Here is a 13,243-nt window from a genome sequence, read left to right as displayed (position 1 = left end):
ATTTAGCGGCTTGCAATACGGCCAAGAAAAGCCTCAAGGCTTTGCCTCTCAGCCTCTAAAGAATAACGGCTAGCTAAATTTTGACGAATCTGCTCCATTTGATCGTCTTGCGTATTGGACTCCAAGCGTTGAATTGCCTGTAGTATCTCTTTGACGTAATGCTTGATATCGCCATTATAAATTTCGGTAAATGTAGGCGCCTGCCAGTATTCACGCGCGCCCTCACCGGTATAACCAACCACTACATTTCCAGAAAGCGCAGCTTCTACGGGCGGTAATGGGCAGCCCTCAAATTCACTAAAAGATAGGAATATTTTAGACCTAGACAGCAAGTCAACAACACCGGTCTCGTTCAATCCATGTATCGCCGCCAAGCGCCATCCTGCAGGCAGGTTGTCCTGTAGAAAAAACCGCACCAAATCCGAATGCCGTGCCAATTTTCTTGGCATATACGTAATCAAATTCTCTTTTTGTGCATGTGGCTTAAACTTACCACTATCCACCGAGTAATAGATGCGCTGAATCTTGTCTGCAAGGTGTGGGAAAGCCAACTGCATGCATTCACTAGTATCGTCAGAAATTGTTAAAATGACTTCAGCGGCATGATAGGCATCACGCAAATCCTGCTCACTGCCTACATAAAGTGGAATGCTGGCCGAGTACCCATTCTGGACATAAATGCCAAAACGTATGCCTAAACTGGCCAACATTTTGGCATGTGGAATGACCATCACCTCAGGAATTATGACAAAATCCGTTTGCGCTGAAAGCTGATTATTGAGCTTAAAATCAACCTGATGCTCAAACCAGCTGTGCTTAAATGCTTGATTATCTGGATGTAGTATCTGAGAAGTGACCCCAAGATAGGCCCTTTGATTGATATACTCAGACTGCTTATAGATGACTTTATCGCCCCCAGCTTTTGAGGCTTTATTAGATGGCAAAATATACACCACATTCAGACTCTGCCCTTGCGCCTCCGCTAACTGATATAAGTTTTTATCAGCCTGCAAAATATTATTTTTGATAATACCGCGGACATATTTGGCCACAGGCAGAAGTTTAGTGATCATGAATGAGGTCTGACTAAAAAATCAACGGATGGTTGAACACTCGTTATGGTTTAGAATAAAAAGCGTAAAGTACTCTGAATAAACTGTTTCGTCACAAGGCTTTACCAATAAGCTTGAGTATCTATCAAGCTAAATGGTATTGGCATTGCTAAGCGTCAGCATGCACGTCTTGCATGCTCACCGTATTAATTAATAATAATACTCTTCAACACCGACTTCAGCTTTATTCAATACCACGCCCAACAGCTTGTCTTTAGGGATGTGGTGCATCGCTTCTTCAATTTCCGTTTCTTTCACCATGCCATTGCCAACTACTAACAATGCGCAATCCACTTTTTTGAGCATAATCAATGCATCATCTGCATTTAAAATTGGCGGCAAATCATAAATCACAATACGTGATTCATAACGCGTAGCAATATCCTGCATTAGTGCATTCACTTTGGCAGAAGACAGCACTTCTGCAGGATGACTCACTGGTCTCATAGTAGGCAAAATGACCAAATGTGGCAAACCAGGATTGACCAGTACTTCTTGTAATTCCGCACGGTTCTCCAAATATTCATTCAGTGATTTTTCGCACTCAATACCAAGATATTTAGCAACCCTAGGTTTTCTCAAATCAAAATCTACCAGCATGGCAGTTTTTTGAGGTTGATTGGCGATACTGATTGCCAAGTTAATGGCGACAAAGGATTTTCCAGATGCTGGCGTGGGTGACAATATCGCGAGTGTTTTCCAATTGTTCTCTTGCATCTTTTGCAGTACTTGTGTCCGCAATTTATCAAAAATCCAAGTGGCAGACTCGCTTTTATTGTAAGCAACAATACGATTTTTCTCTAAGTGTTGCGGGTTTAATTCAATCGTCTTAGTGTTGGTGTAGTTAATCGCATTGATTTTTGTCTCGTTTGCTTGCTCCAATACACTTTCAGCAGTAGGCTCAGCTTGCGCATAAGCAGCACTTGGACTAGTGCTCGTGCTGGCCTGACGAGTATTCGTGCTCGTTGCCGACTTTTCTTTGGCTTTTTCTAATGCATCTTTGATTTTTTCCATATGCGTTACACCTTATGCAAATCTATTCAGAATTTTAACGATTAACAAATCCAACGGCATGATTAGAAAGTGCACAATAATGGAAGAGATCAATATAAAGGCCAAAAATCCTAAGAACAAATAGCGGTAGAAATGTTTTTTACGGTTAATTTCCGCCTGCGTATTAATGTAAGGTAGCGTCACCAAGGTACGCACTTTGGTAATAGACTCCAACGCATCTACACCGCGCACACGTGCATTAATCGTTTCTAACAAGAAGACTAATCCCAATGCAGCTGCAATCCCACCAAACACGCCTAAGCCAATCACTTTTTTACGGTTTGGTTTCACCGGCTTCTCAGGAAAGATTGGCGGTTCCAACATCGTAAATCTTTCGGCTTTGTTTTCTTGCTCCAAGTTCTCGGCAATTTTCGCGTTAATTTGCTTGGACTTCACTTCTTCATACTTAGTTTTGGCGTTTTCATAATCACGCATCAATTTGAAAAGCCCTTTTTCAACTTCTGGGCTCATCGAGATTCTGGCTTGTAATTGATCTACGCGTTTACGCATAGCAATTTTTTGTTCAGCAAGCGACTCTAGTCGTGCTTTTGCGGCTTGAATCTGTGCTTGCACCTTCGCCACCATCAAATCTGTCTCGATATCGCCACGTCTAGGCTTGGCGTCATCTGACCCTGGTGCTGGTTTACTTGCTGCCGCGCTTTCTAATTTATCAATACGTCTTTTCAGCGCTTTAACAGTAGGGTGTGAATCACTATAAAGCGATTGTGCCCTTTCCAGCTCTAGTTTTAACTTATCAATTTCTGCTTCACTAGAAAGCATCACTGGAGCATCGACAGACTTACGATTAATACCGGATCTCGCTGAGGCAAGTTCTACATCCAAGTATCTGAGTTCTTCTTGCGCTGCTTTATAGTCACGGTCTATCTCTTTAATGTCCATCTCAGAGCGTTGCAACATGGTCATATGCATATCCATGTGCTCAGGCAATGCACCTGAATATTGCTCTTTAAATGAAGCCACTTTACTTTCGGTCGCTTCTAGCTCTTTACGCAGAATTTCTACTTCTTGGCTCAAGAACTCTGTGGTCTCGGTCGCCTTCTCAGTTCTGGCTTTGACGTTTTCATCCAAAAACAAAGTCACCAGTTCATTGGCTACTTTATGTGTGACATCCGGGCTTTTGTAAGAAAATGAAACGTTGAAGGCAATGGTGGCCTTCTTTTCCCAATCGTTTCCGGTATTGGAGCTCAACAACTCCACACCAATATTGTTACGCATTTCATTTAGTAAGAATGAGGTGGAGTCTTTACTAAGGCGATCCTCATACAATCCGTATTTTTGCATGATGCGATACAAATTTTCACGTGTCATCACACGCTGTTTAATCACTTCAATACGTTCATCAGCGTAACTATTGACGCTAGACTGCACAATTTCCGTTGGGATTTGTTGTGACTCGACCAAAATGGTGCCTGTCGATTGGTAAACAGGCGGTAGTAAGATAGCAACGAGGATTGATGCGATGATAATCACGCTGGCAACAATGACTATTTGCCATATCCTGCGTTTAAAAATAGACAAATAGTCGTTAAACGTTAATTCGTATTCAGCAGCCATGCATTAATTCTTTAAAAAAAGTTGGGGTTGTTATAATTAAGTGAAACACCAACTTGATAGCCATCAGCGCTGGTATTGTTGCCGTCAAGCATGCGATATTGAGCGTAGGTTCTGACACCCCAACTGTTTGAAATATCGTGAGTATAGAATCCGTTAATTTGTTTAAAACGCGTATCATTCAGTGCGCGGTTAATATTCCAGCTAAACTCCGCACCCACATGATTACTTTGATTGACGTCATAAGTATAGTTAAGATTCAAGCTATCGCTTTTCTGAAAACCACCCAAACCACTGGCTACAATCGATCTAGCAATGGCGCCACTGACATTAGATTTTTCATTGATGGCATAACGCGCAGAAGCCACACCAATCCAGCCACTTCCGGCAGAGCTTACCCGGTTTACACCTGCTGCAATTGAATAATCTGTCTGTGGATTGATTTGATAGGTGTAACCGACCAATACGTTTCTAGAAACACTACTGTCACTACCCACAATTGTATTGACTGTATTGGTGTCGTTCTCGTATTTATTAATCGAGAATTGTACAAATGGGGAAAGTTGCTGACTGTACAAATAATTCAACTTGGCATTTGCTGTTTTTGAGCTAAAGTCTGTCAGCCCAGCACCTGAGTAATTCACTTCTTGATAACCCAAGCCTGTCGTTAAATTTAACTTCTCCGTCAACAAATAACTTAAACCGGCATTAATAGAGCGATTCACTGCGCTACCGTCTGTGAACACGACCCCTGTCCTTCTTAGCTCAGAAACACGTGTACTTGTTTTGTTATAGTTAGTTGAAAGCGTAAACTGCCCTTTTGTGAAATCACGTGTCCACCCTAAACCAACGGTTGGATCTCGACGACTCTCACTGATACGGTCATCTGAAGAGCGCTGAAAAAGAATACTACCATCCAAGTTGATGGTATTCACCTCGTCAGCACCGACCAGACTCAGTCTTGGAGCAATATTGTAGAAGCTTACTGACTCCTCGCCATTTTCCACCATTTGCAAATTACTGTCGTAATTGATAGAAGTCGGCAAGTAAAAACCTGTCTTAAATTCCAATGCATACAATGGATGAACTTGTGACAAGCAACCGAACAGGCAAGCGTACTTTAAGTACACAGAAGATTTAACAGGTGTGGTTCTCATGCAATAAACCTAGATTTCTTAAGTGAGTTAGTTTGATTATGGCACAAGAATCGTATCGCCAGGTTGCAACAACAAGTTACTTTCCAAGCTTTGGCCTTGTATGAGTCTTTCGTAATTGACAGCACTCACTGTTTGTTTACCGTTCACTGTACGTAAGACTTTAATTTTGCTGAGCTCTGCAAACTTATCAAAACCACCTGCTAAGCTTAGCGCTTGCAGTACAGTAGTTGGCCCACTCAGTGGAATCGCACCTGTTTTCAGCACTTTACCAATCACATACGCTTTATTGCCTTCTACGCTGGTAACCACGACAGTCACTTGCGGATCATTTAAGTAAACTTTTAATTTTTCTGTGATACGTTTTTGTGCTTCTTGTGTGGTCGCATTCTCTACATCTACTCTGCCTGCCAATGGGAATGTAACACTTCCATCTGGCAGTACTTTGACTTCTTTTTGGAGGGTGTCTTCACCCCAGACAGAGATAAATACCGCGTCACCATAATGCAACCGGTAATTCTCTTCAGCAACCGCATTGAATGATTGAACGAACGCAACAAAACCAAATGCAACTAACCCCATATAGCGAATCATATTCATAAACTTCCTCCGTATGACTTTAATAATAATATAAAGATAACACACAATCGTTATTTTTATATTAGTCCATACGGGTAACTTTAGAAAAACCACGTAATTCGCTAATTTTGCAACAGTTTTTAACTTTTGAAATGCTTTAATTTCCTTTGTGTGGCGCCAATTTTGCTACCGCTTGCGCACGACAAGAAACGTCTAGTTTTTGGAAGATACGTTTAAGATGGTTTTTAACCGTATTGGAGCTAATCGACAAGATCATGCCAATTTCAATATTGGTTTTTCCGCTTCTGACCCAATGTAAAATCTCATGCTCACGGTCACTGAGTGAACCCAAGGCAATACTCTCTAAGATATCTTCGTCAGACATGGACGGTTCGATGTATTCAACACGTCTAAGTGCGGCATCTAAATGCGGCATTAATAAGCCTAACAATGAATGCTGGATATTAAAGACATGGGATTTATCAAAGAACACATAAATACAATCGTGTTTGCCACGTAAATCTTTTACGCCGTAAACCAATAATGAATGCATTTCAATCAGATTGCTGGTAAAAGGTGTAGGCGATTGTGCATGAATGCCTGCAGCATCAAAGCTATTGATAACAAACCACTTTTCATCATTATCAATCCAACGCTTGTGCAGATTTGCCATCAGATACGAAACAATACCTGGCGCATCAATTAAACGTTGTGTGGTTAGCCCGGGAATATTGGAAGCAACATCATAGTTGAGCTCTCCCCCGTCAAACTCGCCCCATGCAGCCAGCAGCACGTCATGAGGAAGCACAGGGTTGACATCGTCCTTGAGCCAGTTAAAGAAATCCACATGCTTTTCAATCGCATAAGATTTCTGAATGACTTCAAAAATCGTTTCCCAATTTTGTTTTAAATTTACCATTTGACCCATCTCTCACAATAACTGAATTGTTCAGATGTAGCCTTGCACAAACAGTACCAACTTCTAATTTTTATAAAAACCTTTTAAAAACATAAAGTTAAATAATAAACTTTTTACTAAAAACGCAGGTGTTGATTTATTTATCAACACTAGTGTCACATTCACAACAGTCTAACACTATGCGTTTACTTAACTAGCCTCGTCATCTAATGCTCGGATTTCTGCTAAATTTCGCCACCAACCATGTGCATCCATCCCACAGCCAAACACAAAACGATTAGGCACAGTCAACGCCACGAAATTTGCAGCAATCGGCTTGGTTTGGTGGTTGGACTTATCTGCCATGACTGCCGTCACAACTGACTTTGCTCCCAACGCTAAGCATTTCTGATATACGGCTGCGAGCGTGACGCCTTCATCCAGAATGTCATCAACAAGTAGCACTTGCTTTTGTATAAGCGTTAATGAAGGTTGCTTAGTCCAAACCAGCTCCCCGCCACTGGTTTTATCATGATAGCGATTGGCTTGTACGTAATCTAACTCCACTGGCATAGTGAGTTTTGACAGTAATTTACCAGAAAAATATAAACCGCCCGTCATAACGCACATGAGTACGATTGATGTGCTGGCAAAATGTTGATTGATTTGACTTGCCACGGCATCAACCGCACGCTCTACCTCATCCGCCGTGTAGACTAATGAGGAATGCGCGATAAGTTGATGCGGATCTACCACTGGCTGCAAGACGATTACTTAATCTCGGAGACGACAGACTTGAGATACTCGGCAAAATGCTGTGAGATTTCTGGGTGTTTCAATGCCAACTCTACATTGGCTTGCATAAAGCCGATTTTACTACCGCAGTCGTAACGTTTACCTTCAAAGCGATAGGCTAGTATTTTTTCGTATTCCATGAGCATCGCGATACCATCGGTCAGTTGAATTTCGCCGCCTTTACCTGGCTTCACCTTTTCTAGACACTCAAAAATTTTACCGCTCAGCACATAGCGACCTACCACTGCAAGTGTAGAAGGTGCATCTTGCGGTTGTGGTTTCTCAACGATCCCTTTTAGCTGCAACAAATTTTGTTCGATTGGGAACGCATCCACAATGCCATAACTGGCTGTTTCTGACGGCAACACATCCTCAACGCCCAACACTGAAGATTGATGCTTGTCGTAAATATCTACCATTTGTTTAACTGCAGATACCTTAGCATCAATTAAATCATCCGCTAAAATCACAGAAAACGGCTCATTGCCGACCACTGGACGTGCACATAGCACGGCATGTCCAAGCCCTAAGGCTTGCGGTTGCCGAATATAAATACAAGATACTTTTTTAGGCAAAATGCTGCGCAGCATTTTCAGCACATCATGCTTATTGGCTGCTTCTAATTCGGCTTCCAGCTCATAAGATTTATCAAAGTGATCTGGAATAGAGCGCTTGTTGCGCCCTGTCACGAAAATCAATTCGGTAGCGCCCGCTTCTATCGCTTCTTCCACAGCATATTGAATGAGTGGCTTATCCACCACCGGAAGCATCTCTTTGGGACTGGCTTTGGTTGCCGGTAAAAAACGTGTTCCTAATCCTGCCACTGGAAACACTGCTTTGGTCACTTCTTTTTTCATATTCAAACGCCTATTTTTTGTTTTTTTGTTGCAGTAATGGGTTTCAATTAACTAGCCATATAGTTATTAATTATGGCACTAAAACTTGATTCCCGTAAATTTTTTTATATCACGTAGCTGGCGCTTTGTTGGCCTGCCAGCACCGCGCTCACGCACCGCCGATGCAGTCTCGTGTGATAATTTCAATGCCGTTTGTTTGGCGACACTTTCTGCAGTTTCAGCATATAGTTGCGCTGCCTCTGGTGCAGCACGCCGCACATTCGATAAGCCAGTTACACTCACCTCTATTTCAATGTCTTTATTTTTAATGGCAATCAACATCCCCAGCTTCACTTCTTTTGCGTTTTTTGCACGGACGCCATCGACACGCACTTTTCCACTATCAACTGCATCTGCAGCAATACTGCGCGTCTTAAAAAAGCGTGCTGCCCACAACCACTTATCCAAGCGGCAGTGCTGATCTTCTTTTGCTGATGCTGAATGAACCATGAAAAACACTCAAAACATATCAGTTGATACTAGCGCCAGACGCATGACTGTATAAAGTAAGGCCACAAAAACAGCTGGGCGCATGGTAAAGCTTGTTATCGTAGCGAGCAAGCTTAGCACTGTAAAATAGTATTACTGGCATATTCAAATCTTTTAAAAAACGCTTATTCGATCAATGGTAGCTGGTGTAGTCGCGCCTGATTACTTTCAAGCGTTTTACGGTAATTGGCCAGTGCCTGCTGGGCGTAGCCCATCACGGAACCTTCAGGATAGTTCCCCAAGTGATTTTGCATCCCCGCCTGCAAGCCAGTCAGGAACTCGATGCCTTCCAGCACATGATCAATGGCAATAATATGAAACTGTTTAGCTTGCACTGCCGCAATCACGGCTTGATCTAACAGTAGATGACGTTGATTCCGTCTTGGGATGATTACACCTTGCTTCCCGTCTAAGCCAAGGGCTTTACATACGCGGAAATACCCTTCGATTTTCTCATTGACACCACCAATCGGCATCACCTCACCAAACTGATTAAGAGCACCAGTCACTGCAATGCCCTGTTGAATAGGTAAGCCTGCCAAAGCCGAAAGCAAAGCGAACAACTCAGCACAAGATGCGGAATCCCCTTCTACACCGTTATACTCTTGCTCGAACACCAATGAGGCATTTAAGCTAAGCGGCGCCAGTTGCCAAAAGCTAGCACTGAGCCAGTTCTGCAAAATGAAAATCCCTTTATCGTGGTTTGGTCCACTCATATTCACTTCGCGGTCAATATTAATGAGGCCCGTTTTACCAGGATAACAGCGTGCGGTGATACGTATAGGTGAACCAAAGCTGGCATCCCCCAACTCAATATGCGTGAGGCCATTGACCTGCCCGATGACCTCGCCATGCACTTGGATCAGCAGTTCGTTATCAATAATAGAGTCGCGAATTTGCGACTCAAAATACTGATTACGCTGTGCTTTTGCCTGCAACGCCGCATTCACATGCTCGGCCATAACAACGGTTGCCTTGCCAGCAAATGCCACGCTCTCTAACATCAATTGTTCTAAATAGGCAAAATTGGTGCTAATGCGGGTTTGGTCTTCTTCTACGCGCTGCAATGCGATGATCAACGTAGCCACAGCTTCTTTGTCAAAGTGTGCACATTGGTGCGATTGACATTTTTGTGCAATGAACCCAGCAATGGCAGCATAGTTTTCAGGGCTTGCCACAACGCGCTCGGCAAACTCTACTTTGATTGGAAAGTAGTTAAAAAAGTCTGGTTGCTCATCCAAACAATCATAGAAGTCTTCACGCGTGGCAATCATGACCAGTTTTACCTGTACGGGAATCAGCGTGTTGCTGGCAAGCACTGCACTACTTTGCGCTGCACTGCTGACATCTTCAATTTGCAAGGTACCATTTCTCAGAAACCGGTGTAGCTTCTCGATCATTTGGCTACCATTTTGCTCGTCATTCAGAATATCTCGCAAATGAATCAGCAACATGCCACCGTCCGCTTTATGCAGATGCCCTGCACGTAATCGCAGAAAGTCCGGCATCAATGTAGCGTCTGTAGTGGTTTCAATGGCACCAAACAGTGACTGCAAACTAGGGTCATTGTCATACACTAGAGGCTGGTTAAAACCGTGTGTTTGCGATGCGCGATGATCCACCAATACATTCACACGAAAACGTGCAAAAAATGTTTCGTTAACGAGCCCCTCCATGGGATTGTCTGACTCGCTGGCAGGCGCGGGTTGCCATGCTTGTAAATATGCCAACACCTCTGGTGCAAGCAACTTAAAATAAGCCGACAATGCGTCGCTGATGCCTTCAAATCGTGCTGCCAATTGTGCAACGGCAACCTCTAACCAAGTGCGCATATGCGCTAACATTTTTTCCGGTATATCCGTATTGCTCAAACTGGTGAACTCTGTCATCAGCGTACGGGCAAATCCATCCATCTCTGTACGTAATGTTGCGGCTTGCCCTACCGGCAACTTCACCAAAATGGGCTGTGCATATTGATTAAAATCATGCAGCGCAACCAGATCATGCAGCACGTTGGTCTCATGTGGGTGCTTTGCCACTTCGTGCATCGCACTTTGCATCAGTGAGGTGCGGCCGCTGCCATGTGCACCCAGCACTAATACATTAAATCCACGCTGTTGAATATTTAGCCCAAATAAGGCGGCTTTCTTTGCTTCGCTTTGCGCTACCCACGCATGTACATCTGAATAACGGCCTGACTGCACGGATAGCAACTCAGCGGTTGTTTGAAAGCCCAAGTGATCTGGGTTAATCTGCGCATTGAGCGCTTGTTCTTCTAGTATGTGCATAAATTTATTGTCTTGTAGATTGCCAGCGCGCTTGGGCTTGGTCGTCGGAGCTTTTAGCTTCCACCCAGCGCTCGCCTTCGTTGTTCGTTTCCTTTTTCCAAAATGGCGCTTGCGTTTTTAGGTAATCCATTACAAATTCGCACGCCGAAAAAGCGGCTTGGCGGTGTGCACTGCTGATCACAACCAATACAATTTGATCTAACGGTTTGAGTGTGCCGACACGGTGAATCACCACCGCATCCATAATATCCCAGCGTTGCTGGGCTTGATCGACAATGGCCTGCAACGATTTCTCTGTCATTTCTGGGTAATGCTCTAACGTAAGCGTAGTGACAGATTGATGATCATTCATATCGCGTACCAGCCCGACGAAACTGACGATTGCGCCTATTTGAGGGTGGTCTCGACGCACACTGGCCAGCACCTCTCCAACATCAAAATCTTCTATTTGTACTTTTACCACACTAACCACCGGTAACAGGGGGAAAGAATGCAACCTCATCCCCCGACTCGAATGTGGCCAAATCATCAACCAAGGTATGATTAATTGCGGCTCTGACCACTAGCTTGCCGCTAAATAGGTTCGCCCAGACTTCACCGCGTTGTGCCAGCCAGTGCTTTAACGCAGTGATGGTTTCAACGGTTTCAGGCAAGTCCACATCCTCGCTGGAATAGTTAACAGCCTCTTTAATTCTTGCGAAATATAACACTTTAATTTGCATGGTAAACAGCTTCTAATAATAGGTTATTCATCAACTTCATCCAGTAAATCAATGGGTTGATTGCCGAGTTCGACACGCTCGATTTGCTTAAATCGATTCGTAATTTTTTGGCTAGAAATGTGTACTTCTTGGGCATTGTCGTTTGCTTGGCGGATATTGTCTGCCAATTTTTTCATACGCACATCAAAGCGCTCAAAGTCTTTACTAAGTTTGCCCAGTTCATCTTTAATAATATGCACTTGTTTACGCATTTCCACGTCTTTAAGTACGGCGCGTGCGGTATTCAGCACCGCCATTAAGGTGGTGGGAGATACTACCCATACACGTTTATTCATTGCATAATCAATCACTTCCGGATGATAGGCATGAATTTCTGCAAACACCGCTTCTGCTGGAATAAACATCACCGCACCATCGGACGTCACATTGGGAATGATGTATTTCGCCGCGATATCATCCACATGCTTTTTAACATCAGCTTTAAACTGCTTTTCCGCTTGCGCTTGCATCGCTTCACTCAGGCTGGTATCAAACATACGGTGATAGTTCTCTAAAGGGAATTTGCTATCCACCGCCACCGTCCCTGTAGGCTCAGGCAAAAATAATGCGCAATCGACACGCGTACCATTATCAAAGCTATGCTGCATTTTAAAGCTGGTGGTTGGTAGCACATTGCGCACCAACCCTTCTAATTGCACTTCGCCATACGCACCACGGCTACGTTTATCCCCTAACAGCTCTTGCAAGCTCACCATATTGGTACTGAGGCCATCGATTTTCTTTTGCGCTTCGTCGATGGTCGCCAAGCGTTCCATTACGCTGACAAACGTCTCATTGGTTTTGCGGAAGCCTTCTTCCAAACGCTCGGAAACTTTACCGCCGATTTCTTCTAAGCGCGTATCGACAATCTTGCTTAAACTTTCGATGGTTTGCGTGAGTGTGGTCGTTGCCTTCAGCATGGTGTCGTGCATCATCATCTGCTGCGCTTTTCCTTGCTCACTCAACGTTTTATGCAGGGTTTCCAGTACGGTCTCACGCGTGGCCGCCAAGCTATTATTTTGCGCAAGCTGCAATGTTTGCATGGCTTCATGCGTGGCTTGCAGCTCTTGCGAAACCGCTTGTTTTAGACGTTCCCCACTCTCTTGTGAAGCCGTATTTAGGCGATCGCCAAGTTTATTTAAGCCATCATTCAAATCTAACAACATGGCGCGGTGCTTATCTTCCAACTGTTGCATCAGTAGGACATTGGATTGCTGCTTGATCACACGCAGTAGCAACCAGATAACAACCAGTAGCAAACCGCATGTCAAAATGAATTGTAATATTTCAAGGTTCATATTTAAGATTATAGCGGATGTCACAATGTAACTCTCATCACAGCTACCATCTAAAACAAAAAAGCCCTCAGGTGGCACACCCCAGGGCTTTGATACGAATCAACGCTGACTTTAGCACGACAGTGCGTACCAAAGTTTTTAAGTAACTGATTAATTGATGTATTTTTCTAAACCATCACCATCATCGCATCAATTCCACCCACTATTAATAGCATTACGAAGCTGAAAAAAATTATTTTTGCATTAAAACTCATATAGTTAAGCCCGATAAAGGAAGTGATACATCACAATAATGATGCAAATCATACAACTAATAATTTAAATTTGCCAATATTTTTTGAGTATCTT

Annotated in this window: 13 protein-coding genes; all 13 read right to left on the bottom strand. The window is 43.4% G+C overall.

What is annotated here, in order from left to right:
• Positions 1–2: 2 nt before the first annotated feature.
• The 13 genes from FG11_RS03955 to FG11_RS03895 all read right to left on the bottom strand — a co-directional run bounded on the left by FG11_RS03955 (position 3) and on the right by FG11_RS03895 (position 12,895).
• Positions 3–1,073 carry a hypothetical protein gene (locus tag FG11_RS03955; protein ID WP_052184921.1) on the bottom strand — a complete coding sequence of 357 codons (1,071 nt, stop codon included), beginning with the start codon at positions 1,071–1,073 and terminating at the stop codon, positions 3–5.
• Between the two features lie 189 nt (positions 1,074–1,262).
• Positions 1,263–2,126, bottom strand: coding sequence for a CpsD/CapB family tyrosine-protein kinase (locus tag FG11_RS03950; RefSeq protein WP_025224114.1), 864 nt, complete (start codon positions 2,124–2,126; stop codon positions 1,263–1,265).
• A 12-nt stretch (positions 2,127–2,138) separates the two neighbouring features.
• Complete coding sequence (locus FG11_RS03945) at positions 2,139–3,740, bottom strand: GumC family protein (protein ID WP_025224113.1); 1,602 nt, start codon at positions 3,738–3,740, stop codon at positions 2,139–2,141.
• A gap of 11 nt (positions 3,741–3,751) precedes the next feature.
• Positions 3,752–4,894, bottom strand: a complete 1,143-nt coding sequence (locus tag FG11_RS03940) for an outer membrane beta-barrel protein (protein ID WP_020181775.1) — start codon at positions 4,892–4,894, stop codon at positions 3,752–3,754.
• A 36-nt stretch (positions 4,895–4,930) separates the two neighbouring features.
• The gene (locus FG11_RS03935; protein WP_020181774.1) at positions 4,931–5,491 is read right to left on the bottom strand and encodes a polysaccharide biosynthesis/export family protein; all 561 of its coding nucleotides are present in this window, start codon (positions 5,489–5,491) and stop codon (positions 4,931–4,933) included.
• Positions 5,492–5,627: 136 nt separating this feature from the next.
• Positions 5,628–6,389: an XrtB/PEP-CTERM-associated transcriptional regulator EpsA gene (epsA, locus tag FG11_RS03930; protein ID WP_025224110.1), complete on the bottom strand. Its 762-nt coding sequence runs from the start codon at positions 6,387–6,389 to the stop codon at positions 5,628–5,630.
• 189 nt (positions 6,390–6,578) lie between these two features.
• The gene (locus tag FG11_RS03925; protein ID WP_232418438.1) at positions 6,579–7,124 is read right to left on the bottom strand and encodes a hypoxanthine-guanine phosphoribosyltransferase; all 546 of its coding nucleotides are present in this window, start codon (positions 7,122–7,124) and stop codon (positions 6,579–6,581) included.
• Positions 7,125–7,138: 14 nt separating this feature from the next.
• A complete protein-coding gene (gene galU / locus FG11_RS03920) occupies positions 7,139–8,020 on the bottom strand; it encodes a UTP--glucose-1-phosphate uridylyltransferase GalU (RefSeq protein ID WP_020181771.1) in 882 nt (293 codons plus the stop codon).
• Between the two features lie 78 nt (positions 8,021–8,098).
• Entirely contained in the window at positions 8,099–8,509 is a 411-nt protein-coding gene (locus FG11_RS03915) for an RNA-binding S4 domain-containing protein (RefSeq protein ID WP_047533262.1), read from the bottom strand.
• 164 nt (positions 8,510–8,673) lie between these two features.
• Positions 8,674–10,836: a Lon protease family protein gene (locus FG11_RS03910; protein ID WP_047533258.1), complete on the bottom strand. Its 2,163-nt coding sequence runs from the start codon at positions 10,834–10,836 to the stop codon at positions 8,674–8,676.
• A 4-nt stretch (positions 10,837–10,840) separates the two neighbouring features.
• Positions 10,841–11,338 carry a molybdopterin synthase catalytic subunit MoaE gene (gene moaE / locus FG11_RS03905; protein ID WP_051086407.1) on the bottom strand — a complete coding sequence of 166 codons (498 nt, stop codon included), beginning with the start codon at positions 11,336–11,338 and terminating at the stop codon, positions 10,841–10,843.
• Positions 11,301–11,558 carry a molybdopterin converting factor subunit 1 gene (moaD, locus tag FG11_RS03900; RefSeq protein ID WP_020181767.1) on the bottom strand — a complete coding sequence of 86 codons (258 nt, stop codon included), beginning with the start codon at positions 11,556–11,558 and terminating at the stop codon, positions 11,301–11,303. Before moaD ends, moaE begins: the two co-directional genes overlap by 38 nt.
• A gap of 23 nt (positions 11,559–11,581) precedes the next feature.
• Positions 11,582–12,895: a DNA recombination protein RmuC gene (locus FG11_RS03895; protein ID WP_047533254.1), complete on the bottom strand. Its 1,314-nt coding sequence runs from the start codon at positions 12,893–12,895 to the stop codon at positions 11,582–11,584.
• Between the last annotated feature and the right edge of the window lie 348 nt (positions 12,896–13,243).

The organism is Methylotenera sp. N17 (assembly GCF_000799155.1).
Classification (GTDB): Bacteria; Pseudomonadota; Gammaproteobacteria; order Burkholderiales; family Methylophilaceae; genus Methylophilus.
Note: the sequence above shows the minus strand (reverse complement) of the source record. Positions and strands in the feature narration are given on the sequence as shown.

What these genes read in the sequence shown, in the direction of transcription:
- FG11_RS03955 (WP_052184921.1), bottom strand. Translation starts at nt 1,073, where the DNA reads ATGATCACTAAACTTCTGCCTGTGGCCAAATATGTCCGCGGTATTATC.
- FG11_RS03950 (WP_025224114.1), bottom strand. Translation starts at nt 2,126, where the DNA reads ATGGAAAAAATCAAAGATGCATTAGAAAAAGCCAAAGAAAAGTCGGCA.
- FG11_RS03945 (WP_025224113.1), bottom strand. Translation starts at nt 3,740, where the DNA reads ATGGCTGCTGAATACGAATTAACGTTTAACGACTATTTGTCTATTTTT.
- FG11_RS03940 (WP_020181775.1), bottom strand. Translation starts at nt 4,894, where the DNA reads ATGAGAACCACACCTGTTAAATCTTCTGTGTACTTAAAGTACGCTTGC.
- FG11_RS03935 (WP_020181774.1), bottom strand. Translation starts at nt 5,491, where the DNA reads ATGAATATGATTCGCTATATGGGGTTAGTTGCATTTGGTTTTGTTGCG.
- epsA (WP_025224110.1), bottom strand. Translation starts at nt 6,389, where the DNA reads ATGGTAAATTTAAAACAAAATTGGGAAACGATTTTTGAAGTCATTCAG.
- galU (WP_020181771.1), bottom strand. Translation starts at nt 8,020, where the DNA reads ATGAAAAAAGAAGTGACCAAAGCAGTGTTTCCAGTGGCAGGATTAGGA.
- FG11_RS03915 (WP_047533262.1), bottom strand. Translation starts at nt 8,509, where the DNA reads ATGGTTCATTCAGCATCAGCAAAAGAAGATCAGCACTGCCGCTTGGAT.
- FG11_RS03910 (WP_047533258.1), bottom strand. Translation starts at nt 10,836, where the DNA reads ATGCACATACTAGAAGAACAAGCGCTCAATGCGCAGATTAACCCAGAT.
- moaE (WP_051086407.1), bottom strand. Translation starts at nt 11,338, where the DNA reads ATGAGGTTGCATTCTTTCCCCCTGTTACCGGTGGTTAGTGTGGTAAAA.
- moaD (WP_020181767.1), bottom strand. Translation starts at nt 11,558, where the DNA reads ATGCAAATTAAAGTGTTATATTTCGCAAGAATTAAAGAGGCTGTTAAC.
- FG11_RS03895 (WP_047533254.1), bottom strand. Translation starts at nt 12,895, where the DNA reads ATGAACCTTGAAATATTACAATTCATTTTGACATGCGGTTTGCTACTG.